This window comes from Sinorhizobium saheli, from assembly GCF_001651875.1.
Classification (GTDB): domain Bacteria; phylum Pseudomonadota; class Alphaproteobacteria; order Rhizobiales; family Rhizobiaceae; genus Sinorhizobium; species Sinorhizobium saheli.
In genome coordinates this window covers 428,852-444,890 of record NZ_LNQB01000083.1, presented here as the reverse complement: position 1 = coordinate 444,890, position 16,039 = coordinate 428,852, and the positions used below count along the sequence as shown (strand labels likewise).

The 16,039-nt window shown below is 64.4% G+C and carries 15 protein-coding genes; 13 read left to right on the top strand and 2 right to left on the bottom strand.

The genetic code is table 11. From position 1 onward, the window contains the following. Nucleotides 1-14 precede the first annotated feature (14 nt). From ATB98_RS21765 to ATB98_RS21725, 9 genes are all read left to right on the top strand, one after another. A complete protein-coding gene (locus ATB98_RS21765) occupies nt 15-1,205 on the top strand; it encodes an ABC transporter permease (protein WP_066877319.1) in 1,191 nt (396 codons plus the stop codon). Beyond that, complete coding sequence (locus ATB98_RS21760) at nt 1,202-2,140, top strand: ABC transporter ATP-binding protein (RefSeq protein WP_066877317.1); 939 nt, start codon at nt 1,202-1,204, stop codon at nt 2,138-2,140. The genes ATB98_RS21765 and ATB98_RS21760 overlap by 4 nt, the downstream gene beginning before the upstream one ends. Beyond that, nucleotides 2,140-2,877: an ABC transporter permease gene (locus ATB98_RS21755; RefSeq protein ID WP_066877315.1), complete on the top strand. Its 738-nt coding sequence runs from the start codon at nt 2,140-2,142 to the stop codon at nt 2,875-2,877. Before ATB98_RS21760 ends, ATB98_RS21755 begins: the two co-directional genes overlap by 1 nt. Nucleotides 2,878-3,889: 1,012 nt before the next feature. Further along, a complete protein-coding gene (locus ATB98_RS21750) occupies nt 3,890-5,050 on the top strand; it encodes a Gfo/Idh/MocA family protein (RefSeq protein ID WP_066877313.1) in 1,161 nt (386 codons plus the stop codon). An 11-nt stretch (nt 5,051-5,061) separates the two neighbouring features. Further along, complete coding sequence (locus ATB98_RS21745; protein WP_066877311.1) at nt 5,062-5,946, top strand: carbohydrate ABC transporter permease; 885 nt, start codon at nt 5,062-5,064, stop codon at nt 5,944-5,946. After that, nucleotides 5,943-6,800, top strand: a complete 858-nt coding sequence (locus ATB98_RS21740; RefSeq protein WP_066877309.1) for a carbohydrate ABC transporter permease — start codon at nt 5,943-5,945, stop codon at nt 6,798-6,800. Before ATB98_RS21745 ends, ATB98_RS21740 begins: the two co-directional genes overlap by 4 nt. 36 nt (nt 6,801-6,836) lie before the next feature. Then, nucleotides 6,837-8,051: an ABC transporter substrate-binding protein gene (locus ATB98_RS21735; protein WP_066877307.1), complete on the top strand. Its 1,215-nt coding sequence runs from the start codon at nt 6,837-6,839 to the stop codon at nt 8,049-8,051. A gap of 61 nt (nt 8,052-8,112) precedes the next feature. Then, the gene (locus ATB98_RS21730) at nt 8,113-9,246 is read left to right on the top strand and encodes an ABC transporter ATP-binding protein (RefSeq protein WP_066877305.1); all 1,134 of its coding nucleotides are present in this window, start codon (nt 8,113-8,115) and stop codon (nt 9,244-9,246) included. A 2-nt stretch (nt 9,247-9,248) separates the two neighbouring features. Further along, on the top strand, nt 9,249-9,749 hold the full coding sequence (locus ATB98_RS21725; protein WP_066877303.1) for a GNAT family N-acetyltransferase: 501 nt from the start codon (nt 9,249-9,251) through the stop codon (nt 9,747-9,749). Between the two features lie 178 nt (nt 9,750-9,927). Here ATB98_RS21725 and ATB98_RS21720 read toward each other — a convergent pair whose 3' ends face one another. Together ATB98_RS21720 and ATB98_RS21715 are read right to left on the bottom strand one after the other, a co-directional pair. Continuing rightward, complete coding sequence (locus ATB98_RS21720) at nt 9,928-11,394, bottom strand: M81 family metallopeptidase (RefSeq protein WP_066877300.1); 1,467 nt, start codon at nt 11,392-11,394, stop codon at nt 9,928-9,930. A gap of 16 nt (nt 11,395-11,410) precedes the next feature. Next, complete coding sequence (locus tag ATB98_RS21715; protein WP_066877298.1) at nt 11,411-11,902, bottom strand: hypothetical protein; 492 nt, start codon at nt 11,900-11,902, stop codon at nt 11,411-11,413. A 112-nt stretch (nt 11,903-12,014) separates the two neighbouring features. Between ATB98_RS21715 and ATB98_RS21710 the strand changes: the two genes are divergently transcribed. The 4 genes from ATB98_RS21710 to ATB98_RS21695 are packed head-to-tail and all read left to right on the top strand — an operon-like array spanning nt 12,015 to nt 16,028. After that, nucleotides 12,015-12,404 carry a RidA family protein gene (locus ATB98_RS21710; RefSeq protein ID WP_066877297.1) on the top strand — a complete coding sequence of 130 codons (390 nt, stop codon included), beginning with the start codon at nt 12,015-12,017 and terminating at the stop codon, nt 12,402-12,404. 20 nt (nt 12,405-12,424) lie between these two features. After that, complete coding sequence (locus ATB98_RS30115; protein WP_066877292.1) at nt 12,425-13,288, top strand: MurR/RpiR family transcriptional regulator; 864 nt, start codon at nt 12,425-12,427, stop codon at nt 13,286-13,288. Nucleotide 13,289: 1 nt separating this feature from the next. Continuing rightward, a complete protein-coding gene (locus ATB98_RS21700) occupies nt 13,290-14,084 on the top strand; it encodes an SDR family oxidoreductase (RefSeq protein WP_066877290.1) in 795 nt (264 codons plus the stop codon). 24 nt (nt 14,085-14,108) lie between these two features. Next, nucleotides 14,109-16,028 carry a beta-N-acetylhexosaminidase gene (locus ATB98_RS21695; protein WP_066877288.1) on the top strand — a complete coding sequence of 640 codons (1,920 nt, stop codon included), beginning with the start codon at nt 14,109-14,111 and terminating at the stop codon, nt 16,026-16,028. Nucleotides 16,029-16,039: the final 11 nt, after the last annotated feature.

The window sequence follows — 16,039 nt, the reverse complement described above, 5'->3', positions numbered from 1 at the left end:
GAACGGACGGCTCCATGGCGATCGGCACTATTGAGGAAAAGGAACGCTCGGGCCTCCGTCTCGACAAGCTCGGCATCATCATCGCCGCGCTCGCGGCTTACGGCGCTTTTCTTGCCCCGTTTGCCACCTTCAAGGCAAACCGCATCGTGCAGGGCGAGGCGAAGGCCATCTGGGAGGCCCTGCCGACGGCGCTCGGCTACGGGCTGCTCGCCCTCGTGTCACTGGCCGCGATCCTTGCGTTCGTGAAAAGTTCCGTGTCGGTGCGTGTCGCTGCGGCCCTCGCGACGCTCGTCGCGCTTTGTTTGCTGATCGGCATCGCCGCCGACAGCCTCACGCCGCCGGGCAGCAGCTATGCACGGGTTTCGCCGGCTTCCGGCTTCTGGCTGCTCGTCTTCGCCTTCGCGCTGCTCCTTGCGGACGCCTTGACGCGGCTGAACCCCGGGCCGGGCGTCCGGGTCCTCCTTCTCGTCGGCATCCTGGCGCTCCTCGGGGCAATGCTGGCCTCCGGCCACTGGGACGGGCTTTCGATCATGAGGGAATATGCGAGCCGGGCGGCCAGCTTCCGGGCGGAGGCCGGGCGGCATCTGACGCTCGCGCTCGGGTCCCTCGCCGCGGCGGCCGCCATCGGCTTGCCGCTCGGCATACTATGCCATCGCGTCGACCGCCTGCGCGCCGGTGTGCTGGGCGTGCTCAACGCCATCCAGACGATCCCGTCGCTCGCACTTTTCGGTATTCTGATCGCACCGCTCGGCTGGATCGCCGCGCAGGTCCCCGGTGCGGCGGCGATCGGCATTCGCGGCATCGGCGTAGCTCCGGCCTTCGTCGCGCTTTTCCTTTATTCACTGCTGCCGATGGTGGCCAACACGGTGGTCGGGCTTGCCGGGGTCCCGCATGCCGCCAACGATGCGGCCCGGGGCCTCGGCATGACCGATCGGCAGCGGCTTGTCGCCATCGAGTTTCCGCTGGCCTTTCCGGTGATCCTCGCGGGCATTCGCATCGTGCTCGTCCAGAACATCGGGCTCGCCACCATTGCCGCCCTCATCGGTGGCGGCGGCTTCGGCGTCTTCGTCTTCCAGGGTATAGGCCAGACGGCGATGGATCTCGTGCTTCTCGGAGCGGTGCCGACCGTCGTCCTCGCTTTCGTCGCCGCCATCGTGCTCGATGCGCTTGTCGAGGCGACCCGTGGCCGGGGCAAGGTTCAATGATCGAATTCGACCAGATCACCAAACACTACGGCGATACGGAAGTGGTCAGCGACGTCTCGCTCACCGTCGAGCCGCACACGATCACCGTCGTCGTCGGCACCTCCGGTTCCGGCAAGACGACGCTGATCAGGATGGTAAACCGCCTGGTCGAGCCGACATCCGGCGTCATCAGGATCGATGGCGAGGACAACCGCTCGATACCGGCCTTCGAACTGCGCCGCCGCATCGGCTATGCGATCCAGGGTCACGGGCTTTTTCCCCACCGCACCGTCGCGCAGAACATCGCCACCGTCCCGATCCTGCTTGGCTGGGGGAAGGCGCGGGTCAAGGCCAAGGTCGAGGAACTGCTGACGCTCTTCCAGCTCGATCCGTCTTTCTTCGCAGAGCGCTATCCGCATGAGCTTTCCGGGGGGCAGCAACAGCGGGTCGGGGTCGCCCGGGCACTTGCGGCGGAACCGAACCTGCTCCTGATGGACGAGCCTTTCGGAGCGCTCGATCCCATCATCCGCGCCAAGGCTCAGGACGACCTCCTGGCGATCCAGAAACATTTCGGCACCACGATCATCCTGGTGACCCACGACATGGAAGAGGCGTTCCACCTCGCCGACCGGATCGCCGTGATGGACAAGGGCGAGGTGCTGCAATATGCGAACCCGGCCGAAATGCTGGTGCGGCCGGCCACCCCTTTCGTGGAGGCCTTGATCGGCGCCAGCGAGAGGCCCTTTCGATTGCTGGCGATCGAAAGGGCCGGGGATGCGGTCGAGCCGGGAGCGGCCGAAGGTACGCCGATCCCGGCAAGCCTCAGCCAGCGCGACGCGCTTTCGCAACTGCTGTGGTCCGGCCGGCCGGCGCTGCCCGTCGCCGCGGCCGACGGCGCGATCCTCGGCAAGGTCAGCCTCGAAGGCCTGGTGAAGCGCGCTGCGAGGCCGCGCTGATGCCATCGCTCGCCACTCTCCTTCGACTGGCGGCGCTTCTCGTCCTGCTGGCGTTCTTCCTGCAGCCAGCCTGGTTCGAGCCGCTCTTGAGGCCGCTGGTGCAGGCGAACGCGCCGGCGATCTACGACCGCGGCAATCTGTTCTGGCTGACGATGCTGCACCTTCGCACCGTCTTCGTCGCCACGCTCGCCGCGGCGCTCGTCGCCGTTTCGCTCGCCATCCTCGTCACGCGCGAGGCCGGCGCCGAGTTCCTGCCGCTGTCGCGCAGCCTCGTCAATATCGGCCAGACCTTCCCGCCGGTAGCGGTGCTCGCGCTTGCCGTCCCGATCTTCGGCTTCGGCGAGAAGCCGACGCTGATCGCGCTCTTCCTCTACGGCCTGCTGCCGATCTTCGAGAATGCGCTGACGGGGCTCACGACCCTGCCGCCGGCGGTGATGGAGGCCGCGCGCGGCGCGGGGATGACCGAACGCCAGCGACTCTTCAAGATCGAGCTGCCGTTGGCGCTGCCGGTCATCCTCACCGGCATCCGCCTTTCCGTCGTCATCAGCCTCGCCACCGCGACGATCGGTTCGACGGTGGCGGCGAGAACGCTCGGCGAGGTGATCATCGCCGGGCTGCAGTCGAACAATCTCGCCTTCGTGCTCCAGGGCGGCCTCATCGTCGCCGTCCTCGCCGTTCTCATCCATGACGCGCTCCAAGGCCTGGAGCGGGCCCTCGCCGGCCGCGCGCATGTCTGAGAGCGTGTTCAGCGCTCTTGAGTTCAGCCGCTTGAACGACGGAGACGACAGAAATACCGAAGTGCGTCAAGACTTCGTGCGCCGTCGTTGGTGGAGGAAACTCCATCTGGTACCTAAGCCAACCGCCGGCTAAGGAACGACTCCTCCTTACAAAGAACGTCCTGCGGTTCTTCGAACACGACCATGTCGTGCCCAGGTTCAACAATAGAACATACCCATCAGGCTTGAAGGTGAACTCGTACCCAGCGACATGGCCATCTGGAGAGACAATGTCGCTAACGCTCGCGAGCGTCCTTCCAATCAAGCGGCACCAAGGGGTGTGATCTGCGAGATTCACCACCAGTTCTTTGCCATACTCACCCAAGTTGACGTCCGACAATTCTGACGTATCCCACGTCAGGGTTTCGCCGTCCCTGTGGCAAAAGAAGGTAATTCCCTCCGTTCCGCTGAACCGGAGCCGCACAGCCTGAGGACGCGCAAAATCGAGACTTTCCCGATGTGCGAATATTTTGCCATCGACACGCGCTAAGGTCGAATTCAACGCGTTTTTTGCCCACACCGCCAACTCTCCGGTCATAGGTCCCTCGCGCCCTTTGCACAGAGGGCTTGCTGATGCCATTTTTCATTATCGTCACGAAAGTGCCGGGCAGTTTTCGTCGCGGTAACTTTGTCGCCCCCGGGGCGCGCTTTGCACGAGTAGATTGTGCCCGCTACCAGAGTCAATGGAGCTTTAGCGGGCTCGTTTCTGTTGCCAGGCACAAAAAGTCGGCCGTGTTAGGTGCACACGTGGACCCAAGGAACCGGCCACGACGCAAAAGATATTCTGATTCAGCAAGACGGTTCGCTTCGCGTGCTCACAGCGCTGCCGTCGCCGTTCGGTCGCGTGACGCAAGGGCCATGAAAATGAATTTCACATTTTGCCGAAATATTCGGATTGCGGTTGACGCAGCGCGAATTCTATCTCAGTCTACGAAAATAAATTACGCCAAAAAGGCAAGGGGACAGCGAGAGCATGAGAGTCGGGATAATCGGACTCGGATTCCGCCTGGGCTATCTGGGATATGTCTTCAAGGCGATCGATGAGGGTTTCGAGGTCGCGGGCTATGTCGACCCGGCGCCGGCCGGTCTTTCGACGCTCGCGGACAAGGGCATCTCCGCCGGCAAAGCCTATGCCTCGCCCCAGGAACTGATTGCCAACGAGAAGCTCGATCTCCTGATGATCGGCTCGCCGAACCACATGCATCTCGACCATATCCGCATCGGTCTCGAGGCGGGGCTGAAGGTTTTTTGCGAGAAGCCCATCGTCAGCACCATCGAGCAGAGCCTGGAGCTCGCGGCGCTGCTCGCGAAACATGGCCACGACCGGCTGATGGTCGGCCTCGTGCTGCGCTACGCACCGATGTATCGCGACCTTCGTGCCGCCCAGGCGGCGGGGACGCTCGGCGAGATCGTTTCGATCGAGGCGGCCGAGCACATCGAACCCTATCACGGTGCCTTCTTCATGCGCGACTGGCGCCGCTACGGGCGCTACGCCGGCAGCTTCATGCTCGAGAAATGCTGCCATGACCTCGACCTCTACAACGGCGTCGTCGGCGCGAGGCCCGAGCGGGTGGCGAGCTTCGGCGGCCGCAAGAGTTTCACCCCGGCCAATGATCCGGCCCGCGAGGGCATCAACGACCTGGAGCTTTTCCACCGCAAGCCGAGCGGCTGGAATGCCACGGACAAGGTCTTCGACAGCGACGGCGACATCATCGACTACCAGGTCGCGCTCATCGAATACGCCAACGGCGTCGCCATGAACTTCCACACCAATCTCAACGTGCCGGACCAGTTCCGCCGCTTCTGCGTGATCGGTTCGCGCGGCATGGCGGAGGGCGATTTCATCCGCGGTTACCTCGACGTGCACGAGGCGCTCTCGGGCAGGAGGGTCGTCGAGAAGCGCTACGTCAAGGAGACGGCGCTCTCGCAGCATTACGGCGCCGATGAACAGATGGCGGCGGAGATCATTGCCCACGTGAGGGATGGCGGTCCGCTGCCGGTCTCGCCGCTCGATGCGCTGGAGGCCGGCATCCTGGCGCTCTCCATGGACGAGGCGCGGACGAAGAAGGCGGTCGTCGATCTCAGGCCGCTCTGGGATAGCTTCGACGAAGCATTGCACGCCCGGGCGGCCTGAGGGGGAGGGGCATGAGTGTTCGGCGCAGCACCGTCGTCTTCGCCTGGATCCTTCTCTTTCCAGCCGTTCTCTATGTGACGGTGATCGTCGCCTATCCGCTGGTCGATACGCTCATCCTCTCCTTCACCGATGCCTCGCTCAAGAAGACCACCAAATGGGTCGGCACGGCGAATTACGACAAGATCTTCAACGCCACCTTTGCCGAAGTCATCATCCGAACCTTCGTCTGGACCGCCTTTTCGGTGGCGATCAAGATGATCATCGGCACCTTCGGCGCCGTCATGCTCAACGCCGCCGTGCCCGGGCGGGCGCTCTTCCGCGTGCTCACCATGCCGCCCTGGATCGTGCCGATGGCGATCGGCATCTTCATGTGGGGCTGGATGTATAACGGCCAGTTCGGGATGATCTCCGGCATGCTCCAGAACTGGGGCCTCGTCGATGGCCCCGTCGCCTTCCTCGCCCACGGCTCCACCGCCTTCTGGGCGACGATCATCACCGACGTCTGGATCGGCGTGCCGATGGTGACGCTCTATATGCTCGCCTCCATGCAGGCGATCCCGCAGGACCTCTACGAGGCCGCCTGGACGGACGGGGCAGGGCGCTTCTACCGGTTCCGCCGCATCACCCTGCCGCTGCTCGTGCCGGCGATGATCACCATGTCGATGCTGTCGCTGATCGCCACCTTCAACTCCTTCGACATCATCTGGATCCTGACCCAGGGCGGCCCGAACGGCGACACGACGACGATGATCATCGACACCTACCGGACCGCGATCGGCTCGAAGAAATACGGCGAGGGCGCCGCCCGGGCCGTGCTCATCTGCATCTTCCTGTCGATCTTCTGCATCGTCTATTTCCGCGTCACCCATCGCCTCGCCTCCGGGGAAAGCCGATGAGCCAGCCCGCCATGATCAACCGCTATCGCTGGTACGAACTCGTCGGCATCTATGCGGGCATCTTCGTCTTCCTGGCCTTCATCCTTGCCCCCTTCGTCGAAGGCTTCTCGGTGTCGTTGAAACCGCTGGGGCTGCTGTTTTCCTCGCCCTACCGGTTCTGGCCGGAGAACGGCTCCTTCGAGGCCTACCGCACCATGTGGGTCAGCGTGCCGGGCTTTGCCCGCTATATCTTCAACTCCTTCTTCATCTCAACCATCGTCACGGCGGTGGTGCTGGTGCTGGTGGTGCCGTCGGCTTACGCCTTTGCCCGCTTCCAATTCCGCGGCAGCGGCGCGTTGCTGGCGGCCTTCCTGGCGGTCAACATGTTTTCCGGCGCCGTGCTTCTCATCCCGCTCTTCCGGCTGATGCGCAGCATGGGCGTGCTCAACACCTATTTCGCGATGATCGTGCCGGGCGTCGCCTTTCTCATCCCGTCGGCGATCTGGCTGCTGCGCACCTACATGATGCGCATCCCGCGCGAGCTCGACGAGGCCGCCTTCGTCGATGGCGCCAGCCATTTCTACACGCTGCGCCGGGTGATCCTGCCGATCGCCATGCCCGGCATCACCGTGGTCGCGATCACCACCTTCATCGGCTCCTATGCCCAGCAGTTCATCTTTGCGCTGACCTTCAACTCGAAGACCGAATACATGCCGCTGCCGATCGGGCTCTACGCCTATTTCGGCAGGCAGGAAGTGATCTGGAACGAACTGATGGCGGCAAGCTTCGTCGGCATCGCGCCGGCCGTCATTCTCATCTTCCTGATGCAACGCTATCTCGTCGCGGGCCTGACCGCCGGCGCCGTGAAACAGTAACCGCAACAACGAGCTTCACAAGCGAGGGGAATAACCATGACAAAGCATGCCTCATTGATTGCCGGGACTTTTGCGCTATTCGCCACGACCGCACTGCCGGCGCTCGCCGACACCGAAATCACCTTCCTCGCCTGCGGCGACAAGATGCAGCCGGCGCACGCCGAGTTCATCAAGAAATGGGAGGAAGCCAATCCGGGCTACAAGATCGCCTCGGAAGTGGTCGGCTGGGGCCAGTGCCAGGACAAGGTGACGACGCTTGCCGCCTCCGGCACGCCGGTGGCGCTCGCCTATGTCGGCTCGCGCACGCTCAAGGAATTTGCCGAGAACGAGCTGATCGTGCCGATCCCCTTCACGGACGAGGAGAAGAAATCCTATTATCCCTACATCATGGACACGGTGACGTCCGACGGCAAGCAATGGGGCGTGCCGGTCGCCTTCTCCACCAAGTCGCTCTATTGGAACAAGGCGCTGTTCAAGCAGGCCGGTCTCGACCCGGAAAAGCCGCCGCAGACCTGGGCGGAGGAGCTCGAATACGCCAGGATCATCAAGGAGAAGACCGGCATTCCGGGTTTCGGCGTGGTCGCCAAGACCTTCGACAACACGATGCACCAGTTCCTGCACTGGGTTTACACGAACAACGGTTCGGTGATCGACGCCGAAGGCAACATCACCCTCGACAGCAAGGAGAACCTCGAGGCGCTGACGGCGCTGAAGGACATCACGCCCTATGCCGAGGAGGGCCCGACCTCCTACGAGCAGAACGAGGTGCGTGCGATCTTCCTCGACGGCAAGCTCGGCATGATCCATGCGTCGGTCGGCGCGGTGAACCGCTTGAAGGAAACCAAGATCGAATGGGGCGTCGCGCCGCTGCCGCTCGGTCCGAGCGCCAAGGGTCCGGGCACGCTCCTGATCACCGACAGCCTTGCCGTCTTCAGCGGCACCGGCGTCGAGGAAAAGGCGATCGAGTTCGCCAAGTTCCTGACCAATCCGGAGAACCAGCCGATCTACGAGGCACAGGAAGGATTGACGCCGCTGCGTCCGGGCAAGGCCGTCGACGAGATGGTCGCCGCCAATCCCTATTGGAAGCCGTTCATCGACGGCATTTCCTTCGGCGGGCCGGAGCCGCTTTTCACCGACTACAAGGGCCTGCAGAATACCATGATCGAAATGGTCCAGTCGGTCGTCACCGGCAAGGCCGAGCCGGCCGACGCCTTGAAGAAGGCGGCCGCCGACCTCGAGCAGTATAAGTAAACCGATAGGGACCGCGAGCGGGACGGCTCGCGGTCCCCTCCTGTGTTGCCGGAGACAGTTCTTGGGACAGCTCAAACTCAGCAAGGTTCAGAAATTCTACGGCACCTACGAGGTGCTGAAGGGCATCGAGCTCGAGGTGCAGAACGGCGAGTTCGTCGTCTTCGTCGGCCCCTCCGGCTGCGGCAAGTCCACGCTTTTGCGGATGATCGCCGGCCTCGACGAGACGACGGCGGGCGACATCGTCATCGACGGCAAGCGCGTCAACGACCTGCCGCCGGTAAAGCGCGGCATCGCCATGGTCTTCCAGTCCTATGCGCTTTATCCGCATATGAGCGTATTCGAGAACATCGCTTTTCCGCTCAGGGTCGAGAAGATGCCTGAGGATAAGCTCAAGGCCAGGGTCGAGCATGCAGCACGCATCCTGCATCTCGACCAGCGCCTGCAGCAGAAACCGGGCATGCTGTCGGGCGGCCAGCGCCAGCGCGTGGCGATCGGCCGGGCGATCGTGCGCGAGCCCAAGATCTTCCTCTTCGACGAGCCGCTCTCGAACTTGGACGCGGCGCTGCGTGCCGACATGCGCATCGAGCTTGCGAAACTGCACCGGCAGTTGAAGGCGACGATGATCTACGTCACGCACGACCAAGTCGAGGCGATGACGATGGCGGACCGGATCGTCGTTCTGAATGCCGGTGAGATCGCCCAGACGGGAGCGCCGCTCGAACTCTACCACAAGCCGGCCAATGTCTTCGTCGCCGGCTTCATCGGCCATCCCAAGATGAATTTCCTTCCGGTCGTCTGCACCGGCGTGAACGATGCCGGGGTTGAGGTCGACTATCGCGGTCACACCGCACGCATTCCGGTCGTCCCGCGCGGCAGCATGGCCGGCCGCACGCTGACGCTCGGGGTCCGGCCCGAGCACGTCCAGACGGGCGCCGCCGACCTGACGCTGACGGTGACGCCCTCGGTGATCGAGCGCCTAGGCGCGCACACCGTTGCCTATGCTTCGCTTGGCGGTGAAGGCGAGAACTATTGCGCCATGCTGCCGGGGAATATCGCCATCCGCGCCGACCAGCAGGTCCTGACCGGCATCCGCGCCGGCGATTGCCACCTCTTCGACGAAAACGGCACCGCGTTCGAGCGTCGGGTGAAGATGACGGACCTCGACATGAGCCTGTTCGATCCGGCGGTGGCTTGATCATGGCTGCAACCATCCGGCTGCTCGGTCTCGGCGATCTCGACACCTTTCGTGCTATCCGGCTGGAATCGCTCAGGGCCGAACCCGATTCCTTTGCCAGCAGTGCCGAAGATTGGGAAAGCCTGCCGGAGGACGAATGGCGGCGGCGGATGCTCGACAATCCCGTCTTCGTGGCCCTTGATGACGAGGTCCCGGTCGGCCTCATGGGCCTGCTGCGCCAGCGGCCGAGCAAAATGGCGCACCGCGCGACGCTGGTCATGGTCTATGTACGCCGCGACTTGCGCGGCAGCGGCCTCGCCTCGCGTCTCCTGGACGCCGCCACGGATCATGCGCGAGAGATCGGCGTCCGGCAGCTGGAGCTTGCCGCAAGCGCGGAGAATGAGGCTGCGATCCGGTTCTATCAGCGGATGGGCTTTACCGAAATTGGCCGCATCCCGGGCGGCTGCATTCGTGACGGCCGGGAAGTCGACGATGTGCTGATGGCGAAGCGCATCGTCAATTGACTGGCGGACGCGCGATCGCCCCTCATCCGGCCTGCCGGCCACCTTCTCCCCGCAAGCGGGGCGAAGGAGAGTCGCGGCGCCGCTCGACTCCCTCTCCCCGCGTGCGGCCGCGTGCGGGGAGGGGGCGGAGCTCTTTAAACCATTGAGATTCTGCACGTCAGGGGCGATCCTCAAGCCCTCAGCGCTCCGCCCCATGCGGGTCGGCGACCATCGGCCAGATGTCGCGTCTTGCCCGCCGATAGGGCGTCCTCGCCGGGTCGTTGGGGTAGGGGGTTCCCGCCGAGCAATAGATGATCTCGGAGGCGATCTTCGAGAACGAAGCGAAGAAGTGGTTGGTGGATTTGATCACGAGGATCTTCTTCGACAGCGGGTCGATGCCCATGACCGAGAAAAGGCTGGGGTCGAAGCTCTGGGCGCGCGTCGTGTTCAGGATGATGTCGATGCCGCGGAACTTGATATGCGCGGCATCGCCGAAGGGGGCGAAGCTTTCTCCGAAGCGCATCTCGGCATTGCGCACGAGCCTGACGACCCTGACGATGCCGTCGATCGGCCGGCCGGTGTCGGGCGCCGACTTCGCGCCGAAGCGCAAGGGGATTTCCGCCCCTTCGCCGGCGGCCATGCAGATCTGTACGGCCATCGGGTCCCAGATGGTGCCGATCGCCGCATCGGTGGCGTTGTTGGCGAGCAGCTCTTCCAGCACCACGGTGGCATCGCCCGCCGTGCCGCCGCCCGGATTGTCCCACATGTCGGCGATCACCACCGGGCCTGCCGGCGCAGCGATCGCTTGCGCGACGGCCCGGCGCTCGTCGATTTCCGGCATGCGATAGGTGCCGCGTCCGGCGAAGAGCTCGAGTCCCAATTCGCGGGCGAGCGCCTCGCCTTTCTCGGCCTTGCCGTTGGTGACGACGAGCATCCTCGTGCCCATCTCCGGCACGTCGCCGGCCATGAAGCCGTGCACGACCGAGAGCGACAGCAGATCGGGGTCGTCCCGTTCCAGTCGCACGAGCTTGTCGACGAAGCTGCGCATCGGCTCGCGCGATGTCGGGAAGACGTCGATCATGCGGCAATCGAAAATCGACATCACCGGTGTGGCCCGACCCTCGAGCGTGTCGACCGCGATCCGCCAGAGGTCTTCGGCGCGATCGACGAAATCCGTATGCGGAAATTCCTTGAAGAAGACGAAGAAATCCGCTGCCGCGACTCTTTTCTCAGTGAGGTGGCTGTGCGGGTCGAGTTCGGCGCAGACGAGCACCTCCGGACCGACGATCTCGCGCACGCGCTGAAGCAGGTCGCCTTCGGTATCCTCGTATCCGTCCGCGACCATCGCCCCGTGCAGGCCGAGAACGACGGCATCGATGGGCAGCGCTGCGCGGAGTTGACCGAGAATCTCGTCACGCAGGTCTTCGTAGGTCTGCCGGTTGACGAGGCCGGCCGGGTCCGCCCAGGCGGCCGTGCCCTCGATCAGTTGCCAGCCCTTTTTCGCCGCCACGCGCCGGCCGACGGTGATCGGCGCGGTGCAGAGCGTCGGCGTTTGCGGATGCTTGCCGGGCGGCGCGTAGAGCGAGGCCTCGAAGGCGCGCCGGTCGATGCAGATCGGGGAGAAGGTGTTGGTTTCGGTCGCGAGCGCCGCGGTGAAGATGCGCAATGGCTTTCCCTTCACCTCAGTTCGACCCCATCGGGTTCGGGAGATAGCCGGTGAAGCCGCAGATCTTCCAGCGGCCTTCCTGCAAGCGGCAATAATAGACCGTCTGCCACTTCATGGCGACGAAAGTGCCGTCCGATTTCCTGAGGCCCCCGTCGAACTTCTTGCGGGCAAGCGCGCGCTCCCCATTGATTTCGATGTCCTCGAGCCTGGTGGTCTTGAAAATCGCCGCCCTTGGATCCTCGGCAAAGGACTCCCCGGCGAAGTCGCGCGCCTGGCGCAGCCACTCGTCACGATAGGCGGCGAGCGAGGGGAAGGCCAGCCGCCATTCATCCGGGCTTGTCTCCGCTCTTCCGTCGATGCCGATGAAGCCCTCTTCGATGAAATCGCCGGCCACCATCGACCAGTCGGCGGCCAGGAAGGCGTCGATATCCCGCGTCACCAGCATTTCCCAGATCGAGTGCCGGGCCGTGTCCGCTGCGGGAAAGGGATTGTGGAAGGGATCGCGCATGTGTCCGCCGGATTTAAATTCTTTTCATAAATCAGGATTTTCTCTGGCAAAATTCCGCGTTCTGTGGTGACTTGTCAACGGATAAAGAAAATAATTTGCAGAGAAGGCTCTCATGTCGATCAAACGCTATGGCGCCGAACAGGCTGGCGCGGGCGGAAAAGCACTGCCATTCGCGCGTGCCGTCGAGGCGGGCGGCTGGCTCCACGTCTCCGGACAGGTGGCGATGGAAAATGGCGAGGTCATCGACGGCAACATCGTGGTGCAGACGCACAAGGCGATCGGCAATGTTCTGGCCATTTTGAAGGAGGCCGGCTACGGTGTCGAGCACGTGGTAAGAGTTGGCGTCTGGCTGGACGATCCGCGCGATTTCTGGAGCTTCAACAGGATCTATCAGGAATATTTCGGAGCTCATCCACCGGCACGCGCCTGCGTGCAATCTTCCATGATGGTCGACTGCAAGGTGGAGATCGACTGCGTCGCCTACAAGCCGAAGGACGCCTGAGGGAAGAGGGGCGCCGTTCGATGGATATTTTCGCGACCTTGCAGGAGGAGAAGGGGCGGCTGTCCCCATCTGAAAGCCGCATCGCCGACATCCTGCTCAATGATTTCGAGTTCGCCGTCAATGCATCGATCATCGAGCTCGCGGCCAAGGCCGATGTCTCGCCGCCGACGGTCACGCGCTTCTGCCGGCGGCTCGGCTGCGAAAGCTTTTCCGACTTCAAGGTTCGACTGGCGCGCACGCCGTATATCGGCATGCGCTACCTGAAGCCCGAGCCGAAGAGCCAGGAGCCCGGCGACGTGGCGCAGGACATCATCACCAAGGCGCAGAACGCACTCTTTCTGCTTCACCGCTCGCTCGACCTCGCGGCGATCGAGCAGGCGGCCGACCGGCTGGCGCAGGCGGAAATGATCTACGCCTTCGGTTCCGGCGGCAATTCCTCGATGATCGCCGGGGAATTGCAGAACCGGCTGTTCCGCCTGGGGCTGCGCATCACCGCCAGTTCCGACCACAGCATGCAGTTGATGATGGCGGCGGCGGCCAGGCCCGCCGATGTCATCATCGGCTCGTCGTTTTCGGGCCGCAACACGGAACTGGTGCGCGCCTTCACGCTCGCCCGCGAGGCACAGGTGCCGACGATCGCGTTGACGCAGAGCGGCAGTCCCGTCGCCGGCGCCGCCGATATCACCGTTCCGGTCGACCTGCCGGAAGGCAACAACATCTATCGACCGACCTCCACCCGCATCGCCTATGTGGCGCTGCTCGATATCGTCGCGAGCCTCGTCGCCTACCGCGTCCAGCCGCAGGCGACGGCGACGCTCCGGCGGATCAAGCAGCAGCTCGTCGTGCACAGGGACGGCGACGATCGCCAGCTACTCGGAGACTGACGTGCCACAGGAAACGCCTGCGCCCAAAGCCATCGCGATCGTCACCGGGGCCGCCGGGGATATCGGCCGCGCCATTGCCAGGCGCCTCGCCGAGGGGCACGACGTCGTCGTGCTCGCCGACATCGATGGCGGGGCCGCGGAAAGGGCGGCGCGCGATCTCGGGGACGAGGCGCGTTTTGTCGCCGTTGCCTGCGACGTGACGGATGCCCGTAGCGTCGCGGCGATGGCGGAGGCGGCCTCGTCGCGCGGCCTCGTCCGCACGCTCGTCAACAATGCCGGAGCGGCACGCGCCGTCAGCCTGCACGATACGACGCCGGAGATCTGGCGCATGGACAATGCGCTCAATCTCGAGGCGGCCTTCCTCTGCTTCCGAGCGGTCGAGGAGATGCTGAAGCGGAGCCGGGGTTCGGTCGTCAACATCGCCTCCGTCAACGGCATGGCCGTCTTTGGCCACCCGGCCTACAGCGCCGCCAAGGCGGGGCTCCTGCATCTGACGCGGCTGATCGCCGTCGAATACGGCAAGTTCGGCATCCGCGCGAATGCGGTTGCGCCGGGCACGGTCCGCACGCAGGCCTGGAAGGCGCGTGCGGCGGCCAATCCGCAGGTCTTCGATGAGGCGAAGCGCTGGTATCCGCTCGAGCGCATCGTCGATCCGGAGGACGTTGCCAATGCCGTTCACTTCCTGGCCGGCCCGCAGGCGAGCGCCATTTCCGGTGTCTGCCTGCCGGTCGATTGCGGCCTGACCGCCGGCCAGGCGGAAATCGCCCGCACCTTCTCGCAATCCAGCCATTATTGACCAATCCCTTTCGGGAGGATTCCCATGCAGCCGGTCTCTTATCGCCTTGAATCCGCGTGGCAGCCGGAGGGCGGCCCCAAAGGGCGCCTCACCTTCGTGCTCTTCAACCTTTCGGAACTGCCCCTCAGCGGCTTCCGCCTGGTCTACACCTCGCTCACCCGCGTCGTTGATCCCGCCGCCTGCCAGAATGCAACCTTCCTGCGCCGCAACGCCAATTTCCATGAGTTCGCGCCGCCTGAAGGGTTGGTTCTTGCGCGCGGGGAGAGCTGGACCTTCTCCGTCAGCGGCCTGAACCGGGAGGCGAGGCACTGCACCGACGGGGCGAAATCGGCCTATCTGACGCTTTCCGATGGGCGGCACGTGCCGGTCGCCGTGTCGGACCTGCGTTTGGAAGGAGCCACGAGCGAGCCGCCGCCGGCGCGGCTGCCGGAGGGGCGGGTCGGTCTGCCCTTCGCGTTGCAGCCCTGGCCGGCGAAGATCGATGCGGTGGCCGGAGAAGGCCTGCCCGACGTGCTCTTTCCGGCCGCCGGAAGCAGCGCAGAGGATATGGAGGCGATCGACAATGTGCTCGCGCTCCACCATCGCCTTTTCCCCGCCGGCCACGCCCCCTTCAGCCTGGCACCGTCCGGGCAGGGCCGGCCGATCGTCTTCGCCAAGAGCGGTGAGCTTGGTGGCGAAGCCTACAGGCTTGCCTTCTCGGGCCGGGAAATCCGGCTCGAATACGGTCAAGCCGCCGGACGGCAATATGGGTTGACGACGCTCGCGCAGCTTCTCGACGGCGCCCGCCGTCATGCGGCGAGGTTCCGCTTTCCCGCCGCGGGCACGATCGCCGATCAGCCGCGCTACGGCTGGCGCGGCTGCCATCTCGACGTTGCGCGGCAATTCTATCCGACCGCCGACGTGATGCGGCTGATCGACATCCTTGCCTGGTTCAAGCTCAACGTCTTCCATTGGCATCTGACGGATGACGAGGCCTGGCGGCTGGAGATCAAGGCCTTTCTGACGCTGACGACGCTCGGCGTCATGCGCGGGCCGGACGAGCCGCTGCTGCCGCAACTCGGCAATGGCGCCGCGCCGGTCGGCGGCTTCTACGCCCAGGAGGAGGTCAAGGCGATCGTCGCCCATGCCGCAGCACTCAATGTCGAGGTGGTTCCGGAGATCGACATTCCCGGCCACAGCACCGCGGCCCTCGTGGCGCTTCCCGAGCTTGCGGACGGGCAGGAGGCGCCGGAGAGCTACCATTCGGTCCAGGGCTACCCCAACAATGCGCTCAATCCTGCGGTGCCGTTTACCTACGAGTTCCTCGAAAAGGTCTTCGACGAAATGGTCGCGCTCTTCCCGAGCCGCTACGTCCATGTCGGCGGCGACGAGGTGGCCAATGGTTCATGGCTTGCTTCGCCGCTGGCGCGCAAGCTCATGGAAGTGCAGGGCATTTCCGGCACCTTCGCGCTGCAATCCCACTTCCTGAAGAAGGTGAAGCAGATGCTGACGGCGCGCGGCCGCAAGCTCGTCGGCTGGAACGAGGTCGCCCATGGCGGCGGCGTCGGCACCGAGGACACGCTGCTGATGGCCTGGGAGAACCCCAGGGTCGGGATCGAACTCGCGCGCGAGGGATACGACGTGGTGATGACGCCGGGCCAGGCCTATTACCTCGATATGGCGCAGGCCGATGCCTGGCAGGAGCCGGGTGCCAGCTGGGCCGGCACGGCGACGCCGGAGCATACCTACGCTTACGAGGCGGAGGGTGAGTTCCCGGAAGAACTGAAGAGCCGCATGAAGGGCGTGCAGGCCTGCATCTGGTCGGAGCATTTCCTGTCGCGCGACTATTTCAACCGCCTGGTCTTCCCCCGCCTGCCGGCGATCGCCGAGGCGGCCTGGACGCCGAAGGCGCAGAAGGATTGGCTGCGCTTCGCCGCAATCGCGCCCCTGGGCCCCATGCTGTGAGGCGCAGAACC